20 protein-coding genes are annotated in these 19,732 nt (G+C 53.4%); 8 read left to right on the top strand and 12 right to left on the bottom strand.

The annotated features are described in order from the left end of the window. Positions 1 to 26 precede the first annotated feature (26 nt). Complete coding sequence (gene phnE / locus ABSH60_RS16140) at positions 27 to 890, top strand: phosphonate ABC transporter, permease protein PhnE (protein ID WP_056778289.1); 864 nt, start codon at positions 27 to 29, stop codon at positions 888 to 890. Then, on the top strand, positions 890 to 1,813 hold the full coding sequence (gene phnE / locus ABSH60_RS16145; protein WP_390974765.1) for a phosphonate ABC transporter, permease protein PhnE: 924 nt from the start codon (positions 890 to 892) through the stop codon (positions 1,811 to 1,813). Before phnE (ABSH60_RS16140) ends, phnE (ABSH60_RS16145) begins: the two co-directional genes overlap by 1 nt. A gap of 66 nt (positions 1,814 to 1,879) precedes the next feature. Here the strand turns inward: phnE (ABSH60_RS16145) and ABSH60_RS16150 are convergent, their stop codons facing one another. Together ABSH60_RS16150 and ABSH60_RS16155 are read right to left on the bottom strand one after the other, a co-directional pair. Beyond that, positions 1,880 to 3,001: a cupin domain-containing protein gene (locus tag ABSH60_RS16150; protein WP_183846266.1), complete on the bottom strand. Its 1,122-nt coding sequence runs from the start codon at positions 2,999 to 3,001 to the stop codon at positions 1,880 to 1,882. A gap of 221 nt (positions 3,002 to 3,222) precedes the next feature. Then, complete coding sequence (locus tag ABSH60_RS16155) at positions 3,223 to 4,602, bottom strand: NAD-dependent succinate-semialdehyde dehydrogenase (RefSeq protein ID WP_056778301.1); 1,380 nt, start codon at positions 4,600 to 4,602, stop codon at positions 3,223 to 3,225. 360 nt (positions 4,603 to 4,962) lie between these two features. Here ABSH60_RS16155 and ABSH60_RS16160 point away from each other — a divergent pair, with 360 nt between their 5' ends. Then, entirely contained in the window at positions 4,963 to 5,292 is a 330-nt protein-coding gene (locus tag ABSH60_RS16160) for a DHCW motif cupin fold protein (RefSeq protein WP_056778304.1), read from the top strand. 66 nt (positions 5,293 to 5,358) lie between these two features. Beyond that, positions 5,359 to 6,456 carry a D-alanine--D-alanine ligase gene (gene ddlA, locus ABSH60_RS16165; RefSeq protein WP_390974768.1) on the top strand — a complete coding sequence of 366 codons (1,098 nt, stop codon included), beginning with the start codon at positions 5,359 to 5,361 and terminating at the stop codon, positions 6,454 to 6,456. 70 nt (positions 6,457 to 6,526) lie between these two features. Here ddlA and ABSH60_RS16170 read toward each other — a convergent pair whose 3' ends face one another. The 7 genes from ABSH60_RS16170 to ABSH60_RS16200 all read right to left on the bottom strand — a co-directional run bounded on the left by ABSH60_RS16170 (position 6,527) and on the right by ABSH60_RS16200 (position 10,629). Further along, a complete protein-coding gene (locus tag ABSH60_RS16170) occupies positions 6,527 to 6,865 on the bottom strand; it encodes a helix-turn-helix domain-containing protein (protein WP_056778310.1) in 339 nt (112 codons plus the stop codon). Beyond that, positions 6,849 to 7,202 carry a type II toxin-antitoxin system RelE/ParE family toxin gene (locus ABSH60_RS16175; protein WP_390974771.1) on the bottom strand — a complete coding sequence of 118 codons (354 nt, stop codon included), beginning with the start codon at positions 7,200 to 7,202 and terminating at the stop codon, positions 6,849 to 6,851. The genes ABSH60_RS16170 and ABSH60_RS16175 overlap by 17 nt, the downstream gene beginning before the upstream one ends. A 193-nt stretch (positions 7,203 to 7,395) precedes the next feature. After that, a complete protein-coding gene (locus ABSH60_RS16180; RefSeq protein WP_390974773.1) occupies positions 7,396 to 8,610 on the bottom strand; it encodes an MFS transporter in 1,215 nt (404 codons plus the stop codon). Positions 8,611 to 8,852: 242 nt separating this feature from the next. Then, positions 8,853 to 9,110, bottom strand: a complete 258-nt coding sequence (locus ABSH60_RS16185; RefSeq protein ID WP_056779142.1) for a DUF1471 domain-containing protein — start codon at positions 9,108 to 9,110, stop codon at positions 8,853 to 8,855. 151 nt (positions 9,111 to 9,261) lie between these two features. Continuing rightward, complete coding sequence (locus ABSH60_RS16190; RefSeq protein WP_056778321.1) at positions 9,262 to 9,519, bottom strand: DUF1471 domain-containing protein; 258 nt, start codon at positions 9,517 to 9,519, stop codon at positions 9,262 to 9,264. Between the two features lie 167 nt (positions 9,520 to 9,686). After that, on the bottom strand, positions 9,687 to 9,944 hold the full coding sequence (locus ABSH60_RS16195) for a YdgH/BhsA/McbA-like domain containing protein (RefSeq protein ID WP_056778325.1): 258 nt from the start codon (positions 9,942 to 9,944) through the stop codon (positions 9,687 to 9,689). A 427-nt stretch (positions 9,945 to 10,371) separates the two neighbouring features. Then, positions 10,372 to 10,629, bottom strand: a complete 258-nt coding sequence (locus ABSH60_RS16200) for a hypothetical protein (protein WP_390974776.1) — start codon at positions 10,627 to 10,629, stop codon at positions 10,372 to 10,374. Positions 10,630 to 10,834: 205 nt separating this feature from the next. On the opposite strand from ABSH60_RS16200, the gene ABSH60_RS16205 reads away from it, so the two are divergent. Continuing rightward, entirely contained in the window at positions 10,835 to 11,494 is a 660-nt protein-coding gene (locus ABSH60_RS16205) for a TetR family transcriptional regulator (protein WP_390974779.1), read from the top strand. Then, positions 11,494 to 12,375 carry an oxygenase MpaB family protein gene (locus tag ABSH60_RS16210; protein WP_390974781.1) on the top strand — a complete coding sequence of 294 codons (882 nt, stop codon included), beginning with the start codon at positions 11,494 to 11,496 and terminating at the stop codon, positions 12,373 to 12,375. The genes ABSH60_RS16205 and ABSH60_RS16210 overlap by 1 nt, the downstream gene beginning before the upstream one ends. Positions 12,376 to 12,378: 3 nt before the next feature. Here ABSH60_RS16210 and abgT read toward each other — a convergent pair whose 3' ends face one another. From abgT to ABSH60_RS16225, 3 genes are all read right to left on the bottom strand, one after another. Further along, positions 12,379 to 13,902 carry a p-aminobenzoyl-glutamate transporter gene (gene abgT, locus ABSH60_RS16215; RefSeq protein ID WP_122095815.1) on the bottom strand — a complete coding sequence of 508 codons (1,524 nt, stop codon included), beginning with the start codon at positions 13,900 to 13,902 and terminating at the stop codon, positions 12,379 to 12,381. Between the two features lie 93 nt (positions 13,903 to 13,995). Beyond that, complete coding sequence (locus ABSH60_RS16220; protein ID WP_390974783.1) at positions 13,996 to 15,450, bottom strand: amidohydrolase; 1,455 nt, start codon at positions 15,448 to 15,450, stop codon at positions 13,996 to 13,998. Continuing rightward, positions 15,450 to 16,766 (bottom strand): M20 family metallo-hydrolase, encoded by a 1,317-nt coding sequence (locus ABSH60_RS16225; protein WP_056778347.1) that lies wholly within the window; start codon positions 16,764 to 16,766, stop codon positions 15,450 to 15,452. The genes ABSH60_RS16220 and ABSH60_RS16225 overlap by 1 nt, the downstream gene beginning before the upstream one ends. Positions 16,767 to 16,945: 179 nt before the next feature. Between ABSH60_RS16225 and ABSH60_RS16230 the strand changes: the two genes are divergently transcribed. Both ABSH60_RS16230 and ABSH60_RS16235 read left to right on the top strand, forming a co-directional pair. Continuing rightward, positions 16,946 to 17,842 (top strand): LysR family transcriptional regulator, encoded by an 897-nt coding sequence (locus ABSH60_RS16230; RefSeq protein ID WP_056778350.1) that lies wholly within the window; start codon positions 16,946 to 16,948, stop codon positions 17,840 to 17,842. A 141-nt stretch (positions 17,843 to 17,983) separates the two neighbouring features. After that, the gene (locus tag ABSH60_RS16235) at positions 17,984 to 19,090 is read left to right on the top strand and encodes a suppressor of fused domain protein (RefSeq protein WP_056778354.1); all 1,107 of its coding nucleotides are present in this window, start codon (positions 17,984 to 17,986) and stop codon (positions 19,088 to 19,090) included. Positions 19,091 to 19,732: the final 642 nt, after the last annotated feature.

Genomic DNA, 19,732 nt, shown 5'->3' on the forward strand with positions numbered 1-19,732 from the left:
ATTATCTGTAAACCGGAAATATTATTTTGAATAAAGATTTCAATCGTTATTATCAGCAGGTGCGCGGGAAACAAAAGCGTGAAGCGCTGATCTGGTCAGGATTGATGCTGGTTTTATATCTTTGGTCAGGCAATGTTTCCGAGCTAAATCTGAAAACCATTATTGTTTCCGCGCCGAGTTTTTTTGATTATATCGGTGAAACGGTGCCGGTATTGCACTGGCCGTTGTTATTTGCTGATGGCCATACTGAAGGATCTTTTGCTTACTGGGGCTACCGGCTTAATATTCAGTTGCCGCTGATCTGGGAAACTATTCAGCTGGCACTTTCGTCGACGATTTTATCCACCGCGCTGGCCATTATTCTGGCATTTCTTGCCGCCAATAATACCGATTCGCCAAAATGGATAAAATTCAGTATCCGCACGTTTGTCGCTTTCTTACGCACCATGCCGGAACTGGCCTGGGCGGTGATGTGCGTCATGGCTTTTGGCGTGGGGGCAATCCCCGGTTTTATCGCGCTGACATTACATACCGTTGGCAGCCTGACCAAATTGTTTTACGAATCCATTGAAACCGCCTCGGATAAACCGGTGCGTGGCCTGCGTGCCTGCGGCGCAGGGCGACTGCAGCGCATGCGTTTCGCCATGTGGCCGCAGGTGAAACCGATTTTCCTGTCTTACAGTTTTATGCGCCTTGAGATCAACTTCCGTCAGTCCACCATTCTCGGGCTGGTCGGTGCCGGTGGCATCGGGCAGGAGCTGATGACCTCAATCAAACTCGACCGTTATGATCAGGTCAGCATGACCTTACTGCTGATTATATTGGTGGTATCGATAATGGATTATCTCTCAGGAAAACTGCGCAAACGCGTTGTGGAGGGCACTTTCTGATGTTAACCGATGCGCTTGAACCTCATGTTGTCAGCAGCCTGAAACAACAGCACGGACATTTGTTTGCCGCGCAGCGCCGCTATCTGCGCTACCTCGCGATACTGGCCGTGGTGATTACGCTGTATTACGTCTACTTTTTCAGTTACTTCGGCATTCCGTGGAGCGAAGTGGTGCGCGGCAGCCGTGAAGTCGGGCGCTATTTCCTGCGCATGTTCGTCTGGCACAACGTCTCCGAATGGCCGTTTATGTACTATTTTTCGCAAATTGGCATCACGCTGGCGATAGTCTTTGCCGGGACGATCACCGCCTCTTTCCTGGCATTGCCGTTGTCATTTCTGGCTGCGCGAAACGTGATGAACACTCCCTTGCTCAGACCTGTTTCGCTGATCGTTCGCCGGCTTCTTGACGTGCTGCGCGGGCTGGATATGGCGATCTGGGGGCTGATTTTCGTTCGCGCCGTTGGTATGGGGCCGCTGGCAGGCGTGCTGGCGATAGTGATGCAGGATTTAGGGTTACTGGGCAAATTATTCGCCGAAGGGCATGAAGCCGTGGAACGCTCGCCAAGCCGTGGCCTGCGGGCGCTGGGCGCTTCACCGCTGCAAACCCACCGCTTTGGTATCTTTACCCAGTCGTTCCCGACCTTCCTTGCACTTTCGCTGTATCAGATTGAATCCAACACCCGTTCTGCCGCGGTGCTCGGCTTTGTCGGGGCAGGGGGGATTGGCCTGGTGTATGCGGAAAATATGCGGCTGTGGAACTGGGATGTGGTGATGTTTATCACGCTTATTCTGGTGGCTATCGTCATGATAATGGACAAGATTTCCGCGATGCTGCGGGCGAAATATATTCAGGGTGAAGAGATAGCGCTGTTTGAACCTGAAGTGCTGAGATCGAAAACGCCGGTCGAGCTTTACCGGCCATAAAACGCGGAATAAAAAAGGCGGCGTCCCTGTCGGATGCCGCCTTTTTCGTTTCAACCGCGTCAGTTTTTACTCGTCAAAAAACCAGTAACCCTGATTCACCAGATCGGTCAGTACAGCGATAAACTCCGGATCCTGTACCGCGTTCCCCAGCTCATTTTTACTGATGCAGGTGTAACGGCACAACGCATCGGCCGCCTTCACGTTATCGGTTTCCAGCGCTTCGCTGTTCACGAAGAAACGCCCACCCACATTCAGCACGCGCAGGCCGCTGAGACGGGTCAGGCTGTCGCCCTGCGTCAGGGCATCGACAATTTCGTGAGCTTCAAACGGCGGTTCAGCGGGAGCGATGTCCAGTTCATGGCGAGGCGTGGTGGCGAAGCGTCCGAACCATTGTTTAAAGGATTCCGGCTCATTGATAAGCTCGTGCATCATATTGCGCACACGATCCAGTTCGTACTCTTCAACTTTGCCCACATGCTCGCGCAGTGTCAGATCCGGGTCGCTGTAGTGGTTGCCACCGAGATCGTTTTCCAGCGCATAATCCGCAAAGCTGCTGATGAAATCACGGGTGTTCGGGCCACGAAAACCGACGGAATAGTTCAGCGCCGTTTCATGGGTGAAACCGTCATGCGGGAAGCCTGGCGGAATATACAGAATGTCGCCAGGTTCCAGATCTTCATCAATGATTGGCGTGAAAGGATCGACGTGTAATAACGCCGGATGCGGGCAAAACTGGCGCATCGGCAAAGCATCTCCCACACGCCAGCGGCGGCTGCCCATGCCCTGAATGATGAATACGTCATATTGATCGATATGCGGGCCGACACCGCCGCCCGGCACGGAATAGGAGATCATCAGATCGTCGAGACGCCAGTCAGGCAGTACGCGGAACGGGCGAACCAGTTCGGCAGAAGGCGCGTGCCAGTGGTTAACCGCCTGCGCCAGCAACGACCAGCCGGTTTCACCCAAATTATCGAAATGTTCGAAAGGCCCGTTGCTCGCCTGCCATTGCCCGTTGGTATGGCTGACCAGGCGGCTGTCCACCTCAGGTTCCATCGCAAGGCCGGCTAACTCATCCGGAGTGATCGGATCGACAAAGTTTGTGAACGCTTTTTTGATAATAACAGGTTGTTTTTGCCAGTATTTTTCTAAAAACTCTGGCCAGTCGAGATTGAGTTCATACGCCATGTGATTCACCAGTGGAAAGACAAACAGCCCCGATTATAGAGAGGCTGTATGCAATACCGCTTTGTCGTGGGTCAAGGCTACCCGTCATAATTCAAACCGCAGGGGCGTTGGCGACATTCAGTCACCCGAATCACTGGCATAAGTCAGCTCATCGGGTTTCCTTCGCTTGCTACCTTCCAGCCGCCTGAATTATTTTGGGTACAGAACTCTGGTTGAACTAGTTACGATTTCGCAGCCAGCACGACCAGTTTCTGGTTCACAAATTCTTTAATCCCCAGATCTGACAGCTCGCGACCAAAACCTGAGCGCTTAACCCCACCAAATGGCAGTTCAGCGGCGGTGTCTGTCGGTGAATTGACATATACCATGCCGGTTTCAATCTGGCTTGCCAGCTTACGGGCACGGTCCATGTCTTTGGTGAAGACCGAACCGCCGAGGCCGTAGTGCGAGTCATTGGCAAGTTTCACCAGTTCCTCGTCATTTTTCACCACATACACCTGGGCGACCGGGCCAAAGAACTCTTCAAAATATGCCGGATTGTCGCGGGTAATGTGCGTCAGAATCGTTGGCTCGAAGAAGTTACCCGGATTGTCTGTCACCTTTTTACCGCCAAAGTGCAGTTTCGCCCCGTGTTTTACGGCGTCATCCACCTGCTTGCTCAGCGTTTTCACCGCATCGGCAGAGGACAACGGGCCCAGCGTGGTGGATTTATCCAGCGGATCGCCCATCTTCAGCGCTTTAAAGTGTTCGGTGAATTTTTTCAGGAATTCATCGGCGACTTTTTCATGAATGATGAAACGTTTGGCCGCGGTACACACCTGACCTGCGTTGGAGATACGTGCCTGCGCACCGGCTTTAGCCGCTTTATCGATATCCGCATCGTCGAGCACGGCAAACACGTCGTTCCCGCCCAGCTCCAGCGTGGATTTTTTCAGCTTACCGGCAGCACGGGCTGCAACCACGGCACCGGCTTTTTCCGAACCGGTCAGCGCCACGCCCTGAACGCGGTCATCGTCAATGATTGACGCGACCTGATCCTGCGAAATAAACAGGTTGGTATAAGCGCCTTTTGGCGCACCGGCTTCGGTCACCAGCTTTTCAAAGGTTTCCGCACAGTGCGGCACAATGCTGGCGTGTTTCACAATCACGCTGTTACCGGAAGCCAGGTTCGGTGCCAGAACTCGCATCAGCTGGTAGAACGGGAAGTTCCACGGTTCGACGGCCATGATCACGCCGATTGGATGGTGCTCTACCCAGGCTTCACCCAGGTCTGACTTATAAGGCACAGGTTTGAGGAATTCTTCCGCTTTTTCGGCATAGAATTTCGCGATATCTGCGCAAATTTGCACTTCGCCACGGCTTTGCTCAATAAGCTTGCCCATCTCGACGCTGACAATTTTGGCCAGTTCATCGACGCGCGACGACATGATTTCCGACAGTTTATGCAGGACTTTCACACGTTGCTGGATATCGCCCTGCGCCCAGTCGGATTTGTACAACGCATGCGCGGTGGCCAACGTTTCCTCGACCTGCTTATCGTTGTGCGTCTGGTATTCTTTGATGAGTTTGTTGTTGAACGGATTTATCGTTTGATATGGCATGTGGTGCTCCTTGTTTTGTGGCGCGCCGCTTTAAAAATCAGCCGCGCGTTGGAATTGAGGTGCGTACGCCTTTCTGCGTTATGTTTCCGCTGTCTCATTCGAACAATAAGCATAGTCGATAAAACGTGAAGTCTGTCGCACAGACACCTCCGGCAACACAGTCTTTTCACCGTATTTTGGCTGCCTGCTTACAGGCCACAGCCCGCGAGGGCTGCGGGCTGTCTCTGAGATTAATCGTCTTTACGTAACTTTTCTTCCAAAGCCGGTTTTTTCTCCTGCGGTTTTGTTTTAGCAAGCGATTGATAAATTAAGCGCTCACTTTTATGCTGGCTTTCCTTGTTTTCCGACACTGAGAAATTCATGAAGCTTGATGCGATTCCGTTTTGCACCACCGACTGGCGCGAGGTCACGCCGACTCAGCATCCGGGCGATGTAGGGATGGCGCTGTGGCGCACCCAGAAATTTGGCGATATACGCGTACGCATCGTGGAATATTCCGCCGGTTATGAAGCGGATCACTGGTGCAGCAAGGGCCACGTTCTGTTTTGTCTGGAAGGTGAATTGCATACGCGCCTGGAGGATGGCCGCACGTTTACGCTTTCTCCGGGGATGAGTTATCAGGTGGCGGACAATGCCGAGGCGCATCGTTCATCGACGCCGGTTGGCGCGAAATTATTTGTGGTTGACTAGTTTTAAGCCAAAACGTTAACAGAAAAATTCGCTGCCAGCCCTCACGCTGGCAGCAAGGAGCAGCAGGTGAGTAAATTACGGGTAGGCATCATTTTTGGTGGTAAATCGGCAGAACATGAAGTGTCATTGCAGTCGGCGAAAAACATAGTCGATGCCATTGATAAACAACGTTTTGATGTGACGTTATTGGGTATTGATAAGAAAGGCGAATGGCATATTAATGATGCCAGCAACTACCTGATCAACGCTGAAAACCCCTCGCTGATTGCCCTTAACCGCTCGAATAATCAGGTCGCGCTGATCCCCGGTCAGACCGAAAATCAGTTAATCGAAACCCACAGCGCCAGTGCGTTGTCGCAGGTGGATGTGATCTTCCCGATTGTTCACGGCACGCTGGGGGAAGACGGCTCCTTGCAGGGTTTACTGCGCATGGCGAATATCGCGTTTGTCGGCTCCGGCGTTTTAGGGTCGGCGGTCAGCATGGACAAAGACGTGACCAAGCGTTTGCTGCGCGATGCCGGGCTTTCCGTCGCGCCATTCGTCTGTCTGACCCGCGCGAATCGTCAGAAAAACACCTTTGCCATTGTTTCGCAGCAACTCGGTTTGCCGTTATTTATCAAACCGGCGAACCAGGGATCATCGGTCGGTGTGAGTAAAATCAGCGATGAGGCCGGTTACCTTCGTGCTCTGGATGACGCGTTCAGCTTCGACCATAAAGTATTGGTGGAGTCGGCAATCAAAGGCCGCGAAATTGAATGCGCGGTATTAGGCAACGATCATCCGCAGGCCAGCGTGTGCGGCGAAGTGATCCTGCATGACGACTTCTACTCTTACGATACCAAATATATCAATGAGTCCGGCGCATCCATCGCTGTGCCCGCGGATTTGCCACCGGAAACACACGACCGCATTCGTGCAATCGCATTACAGGCATTTCAGGTTCTGGAATGTCGCGGCATGGCGCGGGTCGATGTCTTCCTGACAGAGCAGGGTGACGTGGTGATCAACGAGATCAATACCTTGCCGGGCTTCACCAATATCAGCATGTACCCGAAACTCTGGGCAGCCAGTGGTTTAGGTTACACCGACCTGATTACCCGCCTGATCGAACTGGCGCTGGAGCAACATCAGCAGGACAACCAGCTGAAAAGCTCGGCTAACTGACCGGCGGATTTCAGGGGAGTATGAAAAAAGGCAGGGAGAGATCTCTGCCTTTTGTATTTTGTGATGCTACTTATTCAACCACCAATTTCACCTGTTTTCCGGCCAGACTCAGCATCAGAATCAGGGCATCGAGCGTAAATTTATCGGTTTTTTTGTTCACCACGTCGGAAACCCGCGGGCGGGAAACCTGGAGCACTTTAGCGGCATCGCTCTGACGTAGATTTTGCATCGTTATCCAGCTGCCAATCTCAGTCATCAGTTGTTCTTTAAGCGCAATGGTCTGTGCGATTTTAGCTTGCGAATCTGCATGTAAACGTTGCGCTTCTTCTTCGCTGAAGCCTAAATCAGCAAAAACGTTGCCGTCCGCCGGGGTGATATGGCGTGAAGCGATATCAATCTTTTCTTTCATTTTCTCTCCTTTGACGTTCCCGGACTATCTCAGCGTATCGTGCTTTTATGATGGCAATATCCGTCAGGCTGGTTTGCTGAGTCTTTTTGGCAAAACAGTGAAGGATGTAAATGGCATCTTCAAATTTTGCGATATAAACAACCCGAAATGCGCCGGCAAAGGTATCAAGTTTGATTTCAACCACACCTGATCCCCAGTCATTGATGGACTTCCACTGTGTCGGTGGCAGCCCATGTTGGATCTGTTCAAGTTCATAACCCGCCCGTTTTTTTACGTCGGTAGGGAAATCGCGTAAATCTTTGAGTGAACTTCCTCGCCAGTCGATATTTTTAATCACCGCCACTTTCCTTGTGTATAAAATTTTATACCTAAACATCCCTCACGCCAACACCTTTATATGACGGCAGGGGCGATAAGGGAGAAAGCGGAGGTGTTTTTTGCGCGATGCGCCGTAACAAATGGGGTTATACCGATCTAAAAATGAAAAAAGGCAGGGGGAGATCTCTGCCTTTTATATTTTCCGATGCTAATTACGCCCGGTAGCGCCAGAGCAGAAGGGCGACACCGGCCAGACTGGTGAGTGAAACGCTATAAAGTGCTGTCGCGGCACCGGTATTTTCTGCCAGATATCCGGCAATGCCGGTAGCGATAGCGGCAATAAACACCTGTCCGCGCCAGGCGAGGGCGCTGGCCCGCGCAACATCAGCGTCCTGAAAATGTCTCAGTACGCCGAACGTCCCCAATGCAAACACCACGTTCGAGGCCAGATGCGCAACGAAGATGAGCGCCAGTGCGGCAAGCGGCCATAAGGCAACGTGCGGTAACAGAAAATATCCGCCCAGAAACAGCGTCAGACATAACAAAAGCCGCAGATTGCTGGCGCCGTAATGCCGCAGTTTATCTGCATTGAGCAGCAGCGGGCCGCAAAGTTGGCCCAGACTGCGCGCAAATAACAACGGCAGCGCCAGGCTGGCCGTATCCTGCGGTTGCATTTGTTGCGCCAGAGCCGGCAACAATGCCATCGCCGGAGAACCCACCGCCGCGAGTGCCGGTAGCAGCAAGACGCTTCGTTTTTGCAAAGGCGTAAACGTTTTCCAGTGTAAGGGCGGTTTCGCATCGGTGTCAGGCGGGGCAGCAGTGGGGGAACACGTTTTGAAGAGGGCTAATGATCCGGCCAGCAGAGCCGCAGAGGCTGCAAAACTCAGCGCATCCAGGGCCAGCAGGCTAAGCGGTGAAAACAGATCAAACAGCAAAATGCCCAATCCGGTGCCAAGCAAAACCTGCGCGGAAAAAATCAGTGTTTCAAGCGCCGTGGCCGCCGGCAGTTCTTCAGTGCTAAGTCCGCGTTTGAACAACAGCGTCAGCGCCGGATAACTCATGCCGCTAAATAAAGCCTCCGCAGACTGAACGGCCAGCAGTGCCGGGATATTATGCGTAAGCACACCATACAGCGGCATTATCAGGGCCAGCATACCGAGTAATTCACACAGGATCAGAATGCGCAGCGGTGACATTTTCCGGCAAAGTCTTTCGCCCCAGACACTGCCGAAAAAACCGGGCAGCGTTGCGAGCATATACGCGAGTGTCAGTGTCGCGGGCGAGGCCTGCCAGCGCAGCAGCTGACCAAAAACCACCACCTGCGTCAGACCATTTCCGAGCGAGGATAAAATAAAGGCACAACCCATCAGACGCAGCCAGCGGTGACTGCGTAATGCGCGTATCAGCGCATGCAATAACGAATTCATGAATGAGATTCTCATCTGAAATAACAGAAACCCCCGTATTGCCTGGAGGCAACAGGGATATAAAAACTGTCAGCGATGAGAATTCGTTACATTGGAATGAAGAGCCTGAATGGAAACGTAAGACAAAAATGTAGCACAAAAAGAAGGGGATGAAAGCGTGTGAAGTGATTTGTCGGATCGCAGGCACGAAAAAGGCGGCAAACGCCGCCTCTTCTGCTTACTGTCTGTTTATACCATCAGACTTATTTGTACAGCTCAGCTGTACCGTACAGATGATTGTCGCCTGACGCACCGATGATGCGGTAAGAACTTGCACCGGCTTCGCTGGCTTTAGCACTCAGTTTGTTCTGCAGGCTGGTCAGGCTGTTGCCTGCTGTTGCGCTGACAACACCGATTGCTTGCTGATCTGCTGGTGCAGACTGAACTTCAGTGGCTGCCAGCGTTGAGAATGAAGCGGTAGCCAGTGCGAGAGCGGCGAGAGTCATAGTGATGTTTTTCATAATATTTTCCTCAATTCGTTTTTTTAAGCTTTGCCCGGCGTTGTCACCAACGTTCATTTATTGTGCAAAGCTGTCTTCTGTCCGATTTAGCATTTAAGTTATTAATGGATAATTTAAATGCTGATTACCCTGGTGCTAAGGTCCTGCGAGCTTATTTATACAGCTCAGCAGTACCGTAAAGATGGTTGTCACCGGAAGCACCAATGATGCGGTAAGAACTTGCACCGGCTTCGCTGGCTTTCGCGTTCAGCTTGTTCTGCAGGCTGGTCAGGCTGTTACCGGACGTGGCGCTAACCACACCAATGGCTTGCTGACCTGCCGGAGCAGACTGAACTTCAGTCGCGGCCAGGGTGGAGAAAGAGGCGGTAGCAAGGGCGATTGCCGCGAATGTCATAGTGATGTTTTTCATGATGTCTTCCTTTTGATTCTGTTTATCAGCAGATGATTATTCAGTCCGACGTTATTAATTAACGTTCGATAAGTAAATCTTAGACCTGGATCACATTCTGCGCAACTTATTTATTTATTAATCGTTAACTAATTGTGCGGAACAATCTGCTAACGCGTTCATCATTCTTATTTGTAGATCTCAGCAGTGCCGTACAGATGGTTGTCACCGGAAGCACCGATGATGCGGTATGAACTTGCACCGGCTTCAGTGGCTTTTGCATTCAGTTTTGACTGCAGGGTACTCAGGTCACCATTTGATGACGCACTGATGGTACCGACGACTTGCTGGGAAGCGGGTGCTGACTGAACTTCTGTTGCTGCCAGTGTTGAGAAAGACGCTGTAGCGAGTGTCAGTGCTGCGATGCTCATTGCGATAGTTTTCATGATGTTTAATCCTGTGCGTTATTTTTTGGTCGGGGCCACTTGTTCAGAGGCCTCAGTTTTCAGGTCAACGTTATTTATTAGTTAACGTTCGATAAGTAAATGTTAGAGGTTGGCGACAGTTTGTGCAAGATGTTTTTTTAATGAGCGTTAACTTATTGTGCTGTGACAGAGATCACACGAAAAGGCCGGTTTGTTTGGTTTTCGTTAATTTTATGTTTTTAAACTACTTACCCGCACGAATGAAAACTGCTTATCCAATTTTGTGCTGAATGAATCATTAATGATCGCTAGGTTAATGGTTGGTTCTGACGGGGGAGGGTGTTAAAACTGGGGGCGTTCTTACCGGAAGAGTAAAAGATAAGGCGACCAGGGCCGCCTTATCGTGATTCCTGCGCTGAGAGTCAGTCATCAGTTGCCCGGTTCTTCCTTAATAGTAGATAGAAGCGGGTGTATGACCCGAGGCTGACGGAGCAGGTGGCTGAGTCGGAGAAGTTGAAATACGGCTTTGTGAGGTTTTTTTACTCACATAGGTACCGGGTTTGCAGTAATTGCTGTCCCCGGTCACATTGACCATGGCCACTTCCTGACTCAGTAAAGGCATCATGATAACCTGCTGTGCGGCAACATTGGCAACCGGGACAGCGGTTAAAGCCATAACTGCAAGAAGGATTTTAAGATTACTCATGATGTTACGTCCTGGGTGTGTTACGTGTAAAAACGCTTATAGCTTGTGCAGCTTTGCGGGTTTGAGTGATTTTCTTATCGCTCGATAATTAAATGATAATCTCCGCTGGACTTGTGCGCAACTATTTTTAATAATGATCGTTAAGTTATTTTTATAACGAATAGTTTTAACAACCATAATCACAATGGTGATGGAAGGAGGGTGTATGAGCACTGAACAGACGGCTTTGGTCCGGAAAAGTCGCGGTCGCCCAAAACAGTTTGACCGTGGAACTGCTCTGAGCAAGGCCTTGAATTTATTCTGGCGCCACGGCTATGAGGCCACGTCGCTGGCGGATCTGGTCGAAGCGACAGGTGCAAAAGCGCCCACGCTGTATGCCGAATTCGGTAATAAAGAAGGGTTATTTCGCGCAGCCGTTGAACATTATCTGACTAACTTTTACGAAAAGAGCTCATGTTTATTGAGCAAAACAGATTTGTCCGTCGAAGAAACCATCGGCCAGTATCTGCGGGCTATCGCGGAGCTGTTTACAGACTGCGACACGCCGAGCGGCTGCTTTATGATCAGCGCCTCGTCCGGGATGTCTTCATCCTCTGCGGATATCGCAGAAATGCTGCGCGCACGCCATCTCTCTCAGGAACGCTCATTGCTTGAGTTCTTTGAGAAAAGAAAACAGGCTGGCGAAATGCCCTCTGTGACTGACAGCGCCCTGCTGGCGAAATACCTCGCCTGTACGATTCAGGGCTTCTCGGTTCAGGCACGCGATGGCGCCTCTTCCGCCCAGCTGAATCAGCTGATTGACGTGGTCATGAACATCTGGCCACAGCTGAGCAGGGCAACCGTAGTCAGCACTGCCGCGCATTGATGAGTCCTGAGGCATGGGTAAGAAAGAGAATTGAACGCCAGGTGCTGAGTCTTTCGGGCCTGGCATCCGGTGGTATCGATTTTGAACATCCGCCGGGCGATCCGGGGCTGTTTGGCCCGGAAAGCGTGACCTGGCGGGTGCATGGCGATTTTACTTCTATGCTGTGCGGCGGCGTCAGTGCCTTGCTATTGCAGATGCTTCATCCGCTGGCGCTTGCCGGTGTCTGGGATCACTCCTCATTTCGTGAAGACATGCTTGGCCGCTTGCGGCGCACCAGCCAGTTTGTTTCCTGCACCACATTCGGACCGACGCGCGATGCCAATGCGTTAATCGAAAAAGTAAAATCCATTCATTTACGCGTAACCGGCACGGATGCTTTTGGCACGCCGTATGCCGCCAGTGACCCGCAGCTGCTGGTCTGGGTACACGTCACCGAAGCCTACAGTTTTCTGCAATCCCATCTTCGTTACCGCAATCCGGCACTCAGTCTGGCCGATCAGAATCGTTATTATCAGGAATTCGCCCGTGTGGCGGAAAGTCTGGGTTCTGCCAACGTTCCGGACAGCGTGGCAGCCGTGGAGGCTTATCTGCAGGCCATGCGCCCGCAGTTACGCTGTGATGAACGCACGCGGGAAGTGGTGAGATTGTTGCAAAATGCCCCCGCCCCAAGCCGTCTGGCAAAGCCGGTTGGCAGCCTGATGATTCAGGCGGGCATAGAATTATTGCCTGACTGGGCGGCCAGGCAACTGGGTATTTCCATTTTCAGGCCGAAACGTCAAATGTTGCGTTTCGCCATCCGCCGCATTGCCAGCGTGCTGCGCTGGGCGGTAAGAAACGGCTCATGGCACCGCGCCATGCGCCGTATGGGACGTCTTAACTGAGCGTTACAGATGCGGATACACGCCCGGTCCAATCGGTAATCCGAGCAGATACCAGCCCACCAGCATCAGCAGCCACACCACGAAAAACACAATCGGATACGGCAGCACCAGCGAATAATAGGTGCCGAGTTTCGCTTCTTTGATGTACCGCTGGAGGAATCCGAGGAACAGCGGCACAAACGGCGACATCGGCGCAAGCGGGATCACCGAGGAATCGGCCACGCGGAACACGATTTGGGCGAACGCCGGATGGAAGCCGAGCAGCATAAACATCGGCACAAAAATCGGAGCCAGAATCGACCAGATGGCCGAGCCGCTGGCGATAAACATGCACAGCAACGCCGAGAGAAAAATCAGCCCAAGGAAAGCCGGAATGCCGGTCATACCCAGATTTTCCAGCACATCCGTCAGCCCGATCGCCATGAATTTCCCCATGTTGCTCCAGTTAAAAAATGCCACAAACTGGGAGAGCGGGAACACCATCACAATAAAACCGGCCATCGATTTCATCGGATCCACCAGCAGGTCCGGCACGTCACTGGCGCTGCGAATTTGCTTTGTCACCATGCCGTAAGGCACGGAAATCACGAAGAAGAACAAAATGATCAGCGGCACAATGCCCTGAATAAAGGGCGAAGGAATGATGCCACCGGTTTTCGGATTGCGCAGCGGTGCGGCTTCAGGCACCACCAGCAACGCCACCAGCGCGATAAACACCAGCGCCGCAATCCCGCTCGCCATCAGGCCACGGTTCTGTTCCGGCGTCAGCTTTTTCATCTCTTCATTGCGCTCGCCCTGATACACCGGCAGGCGCGGTTCGACGAATTTATCCGTCAGAACGGCGCCGACAATGGTCAGCAGGATCACCGACGCTGCCATAAAGTACCAGTTGTCGATCACGCTGACCTGCACCGCCGGATTAATGGCTTTCGCCGCTTCGGTACTCAGGCCGGAGAGCAACACATCGGTGGTCACAATCAGCAGATTGGCGGTAAAACCGCAGCCGACCCCCGCAATGGCGGCCAGCAAACCGGCCACCGGATGACGCCCGACCGCGAGGAAAATCAGCGCGCCCAGCGGCGGCATCACCACCAGCGCGGCGTCGGAAGAAATGTGGCTGAAGAAGGCGATAAAAATCACCATATAACTGGCGTAACGGGCATTCACTTTGGAGGCCATTTTGTACATCAGGCTTTGCAACAGCCCGACACGTTCCGCCAGCCCGGCACCGATCACCAGCGCCAGTATTGAACCCAGCGGGGTAAATCCGCTGAAATTCTTGATGACGTTTGGCAAAATCCACTGAATGCCTTCCACGCTCAGTAAATTTTTAACCTGGATGATTTCGCCGTTGCTCGGATTTACCGCCGTAATATTCAGCCATGAAATCACCGCACTCGCGACCATCAGCACGGCAATCAGATACACAAACAATAAAAACGGGTTGGGAATTTTATTACCCACACGTTCAACCCACTGGAGAAATCCTCCCGGACTCTGGCCGGAATCTTGCGCCTGAATACTCATCTGTTAACCCTCTGTCGTGTTTGTCTTTTTTTATATTTATGCCGCTCATGCGTGCCGGAACGGGGCGCGCATGAGCGGGTACCTGCTGATGATTTACTTCAATGGCGAAGGTTTTACGCCCGCCGGGATCGGGCAGTGATACGCACGCCGTGCGCGTTGTGCGTCGCGCTCTTTCTGGCAGGCCGCCAGTAAATCCGGCTGAGTGAACAGGTCTATGGCGGTCGATGACATGACTTTTGCCGCCAGACACATGCCTTTATGGGCGATGGAGGTGCGCCCCTGGGAGACAATCTGCCAGGTATGCAGCGGCGAACCGACCGCAAAACACGGGCTGAAACACTGCGCGGTGGGCACCAGCCAGCTGACATCGCCGACATCCGTTGAGCCGTAGAGGATATTGCCGTTCGGGGCATACGGCGCAACGGCGTCTGTCAGCGGGGAGTGGCGCAGGGTTTCGGCGAATGCCACGCCTTCTGCGCCGCTGGTACGGGAAATATTCAGCAGATTATTATCGATATCCTGATCGCTCAGCGTGGCGTGAATCGACGCTGCAAACGCCCGCTCTTCGGCGGTGTAATGCGGCGTGCCGAAAGCCTGCACGTACTGATACATCGCGCTTTCCAGCGTACGGTTTGGCACATAGTTGGAGCAGGCTTTATCGAAACGCATCGACATCTGTGTGCCGGTCATCAGCGCCGCGCCTTTGGCGATATCCACCACGCGCTCGAAAATCGCCTGTGCCTGATCCATTTGCGGTGCGCGCACCAGATACAGCACCTCGGCATCGGCCTGCACCACGTTTGGCGAAATCCCGCCTGCGTTGGTGATGGCGTAATGCAGGCGTGCTTCCTGAATAATGTGCTCGCGCAGGAAATTCGCCCCGGTATTCATCAGCGTCAGGGCATCCAGCGCGCTGCGGCCGAGATGCGGTGCGGCGGCGGCGTGTGAGGACACGCCTTTAAAGCTGAACGATGCCTGAATATTGGCCAGCGTCTGGTTGCTGAACATGCCGCTGTAGGTTTCCGGGTGCCAGGTCAGCGCGGCATCGACATCATCAAACAGCCCTTCGCGGGCCATAAAGGTTTTGCCGGAACCGCCTTCTTCGCCGGGACAGCCGTAAAAACGCACCGTGCCCTGAATGTTTTCGCGCTCCATCCAGGCTTTCACCGCCAGCGCGCCGCCGAGTGCAGCGGTGCCCAGCAGATTATGGCCGCAACCGTGGCCGTTACCGTTTTCCACCAGCGGCTGCGCCACGTCGCAACCGGCTTTCTGGCTTAAACCGGCCAGCGCATCGAATTCGCCGAGCAGGGCGATCACCGGTTTGCCGCTGCCAAAACGGGCAATGAACGCGGTGTCCATGCCGCCGACGCCGCGCTCAACGACAAATCCGCTGGCTTCCAGTGTGTCGGCCAGCAATGCTGAGGAGAACGATTCGGCAAAGCGGGTTTCAGGGTGATCCCAGATGGCATCACTGATTTTCGCCAGCTCAGGTTGCTGGTTATCGATGAAATCATTGATAAAACTGACGATATTGTGTTGATCCGCCATCAGTTCCCTCCTTTGAATTCAGCGATGTTCAGCGCCAGCGCCGCCAGCGTTTTAATGCCCTGAGTCATCACTTTTTCATCGAAATCAAACAGTTCATTGTGATGGCCCGCGCTCAGATCGGTGCCGAAAATCACGTAAGAGGCTTCGCCGCCGCGCGATTTAACCCGCTCCATCATATAGGTGGCGTCTTCCGAACCGGCCGCGCCTTCCTGACGGTCAATGATTTGTTCGAACTCGCCGAGTTTTTCCGCCTGACGGTGGATGTAATTCACCCAGGCTGGCGTTGGCGTGCTGCTTTGCGCCGCGCCCATCAGTCTGATGTCGAATTTCACCTGATGCATTTCGGCTGCGCCGGAAATCACTTTCAGCGCCTGCTGATAAATAAATTCGTTCACCTCATTGGTCGTGCCGCGCGTTTCCACTTTCATCGTGGCGCTGGAAGGCACCACGTTACGCCCGGTACCGGCCTGTAAAACGCCGACATTGATGCGTGAATCACCGCCGCTGTGGCGCGGGATCGCGTGTAACCCCAGCGTAGCCTGCGCCGCCGCCAGCAGGGCGTTACGGCCGTCTTCCGGTTTTCCGCCGGCGTGCGACGCCACGCCGGTGAAATGCACGTCCAGCTTGGTGGTCGCCATAAAGGTATCGTTACCGCAAACGATGTGATTCGCCGGTACGCCGGTGCCGATATGCACGGCGGTGAAATACTGCACGTCGTCCACCACGCCTGCTTCCACCATGGATTTCGCGCCGCGCGTGCCTTCTTCGGCAGGCTGGAAAATCAGTTTGATGGTGCCGCAGAGCTGGTCGCGCATCTGCATCAGTACTTCCGCCAGCCCGAGGCCGATGGTGGTGTGGCCGTCGTGGCCGCAGGCGTGCATCATGCCGTTATTGGCGGACGCAAACCCTTCGCGGAACGGACGATGCCCGTCTTCCAGCACTTCACACAAATCCAGCGCGTCCATATCGACACGAAAACCCATCACCGGGCCGGGACGCCCGGTGTTCAGCGTGGCGACAATGCCGGTGAAACCGCCGGAAAAATGCGGCATCCAGCGGGCAATCGCCCCCTGTTCCAGCGCGCGCTGTTCCTGTTCGGCTAATACGGCGGCGGAGGGCAGACCCATCCGCGACTGCGCGTCGATCACCTCTTTGCCCAGTTGCAGCGAATAGCCGAGCTTTTCGAGACGATCGGCCACCAGCGTGGAAGTACGGAATTCCAGCCAGCCGGATTCGGCATATTTGTGCAAATCACGGCGTTGTTTTTGCAGGGAAGGGAACAGCTGTTCTACGCGTTCAGAAATCTCATTTACCATCACGGACTCTCTTATTTTCACAGACATGCAGGCTTTCTGCGGCGGGAGGCAGAAAGGAGGAAACCTAAATCTGGAGGGGACTTGCCGGCCTTAGATGATTTTCAATGTACATAAAGCAATCAGGGCATATAAGATGCCAAAATCTTCTTAGTGATAATCAGGGGTTATCAAAGAATCTCATGCCATCACAAATTAAAATGCATCAACTGAGGGCGTTTGTGTCCGTCGCGCGTCATGGCAGTATTCGTGCCGCGAGCCGGATGATGAATCTTTCTCAGCCCGCGCTGACCAAATCCATTAAAGAGCTGGAAGAAAGTCTCGGGGCAAGATTGTTTATCCGCCGCCGTCAGGGGGTGACGCTGACCGACTGTGGCGAGGGGTTTTTCAAGCGCGCAAGCCTGATTCTGGAAGAGCTGCGGGTGGCGCAGGAGGATATTACCCAGCGTCTGGGCGGCACCAGCGGCAGGGTGAATATCGGGGTCGGTGCCAGCATTGCGCGCACCGTTATGCCGGAAGTGATTGATCGTTTTCACCGCGAATTCCCCAATGTGAAGGTGCGCATCGCCGAAGGACAGCTGGTGTCGATGATCCCGGAGTTGCGGCAGGGCGAGCTGGATTTCACCGTCAATACCTATTATCAGGGCCCCTTTGATAACGAACTGTTATATGAAAAGCTTATGGATAAAGAGTATCGCGTGGTCGCACGGCGCGGGCATCCGATGCAAAACGCACGTTCAATGAAAGAACTCTTGCACTGCGACTGGACCTTGCCCACCCCGCGCGGCAGTTACTACAAACTGCTCAGCGAAGTGTTCAGTGAAATGGACGCGGAGCCCAATATCAGCGTGATTTGCGAGACGTTTATGTCCTGCACCAGCCTTATCGCCAAAACGGATTTCCTCAGCGTGTTGTCGGTGGATGTGATAAGCGATCCGGTGATTGGTCAGAGTCTGGTGGCGCTGGATCTGGATGTTCCGCTGCCCACGGCGACCTTTTATCTGATTCAGCGGCGAGACACGACGCTCACCCCGATGTCGGCACATCTGGCGCAACTGTTTCGTCTGTATTGCCGTTAACCGCCTCATTTTGTGAAAAAAGCGCGTGTTTCGATGATTTATCGGGGATTTTTGGGAATATTGCCCGTTATCGGGCTTGCTTATACGTTCTACACTGGCCATCACAGGGAATAATAAGCTTCCTAATATTGCCGAGGTCATATGCGCCAGTCCGACATTGTTGCTGAAGTCAGTAACGACAAACAAACCCTGACCGCGCTGGTCGAGCAGGACAACCGCGTGGTGTATTTCTACATATTCGCCCGCGAGGATTTGCGCGACCGTTTTCCGAAAATGCGTGCCTGCTGGGTGCGTAACCTGGTGCCTGCGCCGGTAAACGATGACACGCAGGCGATGGAGCACGGCATATCGCCGATGCTGGCGGCGCAATATTGCCGCAATCTGGAGGGCGAAGCGCCGCTGGATCCGTCGCAGATCCAGATCTTATGGAACGAAAGTGATGACGGTGCCGCGTTGTGGTATCAGGGTTTGCTGCTGGCGGTGATCCCCGGCTGGAGTTTGTATATCGATCATTCGGTGTGTTATTCCGCCGGCTGCATCAAAGAGAACCCGCTGACTTTCCCGCTGGGTTCTGCCTCAACCAACACGCAGTGCGAACTGGCGGAAAAAACCCGTCTGTTCTGGCGCGACTGGCAAAATGAGTTCAGCAACCCCTGGCCGAAAATCCAGCGCAAGCTGCTGGAATCTTATGAAGACCGTTTTGGCCCCTCACTGAAATACTATCTGATCAATCAGGGCAGCTGGCCGCCGATGGCGATTTCCCAGCATGAGGATGATGAGAATTACTATTTCTTCACCGTGGGCATGAGCATCCGCCCGATGCCGCAAATCGATATTATTTTCAACGATGAAGCCGAAAAGCACCGTCGTATCGAACTGGCTTTTTCGGTCGGTAAAGAGTACGTCAGCGAAGAAAATGCCGTGCAGATGGCAAGCGCGCTTTCCGGTTATGCGCAGGTGCCCTGGACCACCCTGAGCTGGCTCGGTGAAGGCCACACGCTGATGTCACCGATGGCCCCGATGGGTTTCGAAGGCCACGTGATCTCCTCTGCCTTGTGCGGGCCTGCGGACAAAATGCGTCTGCCGAAAATTTACGGCGACCCGGTGAATCAGTTTTGGGTATCCCCGGTGTTTACCAGCGAAATGGAGTTTGCCCAGAGTAAACCGAATGGCGGATTCGAGCTGGTGGCCGCGATGATCGAAAGTGGCGTGGGGTATGTTTTTGCGCCGAGAAGCGCGGTGATTTGATGCGTTGAGTTAGCCGCTCAACACTGGCTTTAAGGTCAAGACCGTGGGCTCGCCGCCCACACTGGCCCAAAGGACGCGTAAGCGCGCGCCCTCTGGACTCCCGCGCTTTTTTCACTGCGCGCTCCGCTCGCTGGCTATGTTTCAGGGACCGCAGCGATAGCCGCAAAATCCCGCCGCTACGCGGTGCCCTTCGTTCGGGCTACAACCCGCGCAAAAAGACGCGCGGTTTTGCGCCTCTCCTCCGGCGGAATTTTGGAACCGGCCTCAGGCTATTACTTCACAACCTCACTGATTTTGATTTGAAAAGCTAATGGGAATGGGTTTTGAATTTAAGAGCGTGCGGGCGATTCAGAAATCTTGCCTCCGGCGGAATTTTGGAACCGGCCTCAGGCTTTTACTTCAAAACCTCACTGATTTTGATTTGAAAAGCCAACGGGAATGGGTTTTGAATTTAAGATCGTGCGGGCGATTCAGAAATCTTACCTCCGGCGGAATTTTGGAACCGGCCTCAGGCTTTTACTTCACAACCTCACGTACTTCATTCTTTAAAAAGCTGCGGGCGATTCAGAAATCTTGCTGAGTGAGAGGTTGCAGACCAGAGGCTGCAAACCCGAAACGAAGGCACCGCGCAGCGGCAAGATT

The organism is Rahnella sp. R3(2024) (assembly GCF_042920125.1).
Taxonomy (GTDB): Bacteria; Pseudomonadota; Gammaproteobacteria; order Enterobacterales; family Enterobacteriaceae; genus Rahnella; species Rahnella rivi.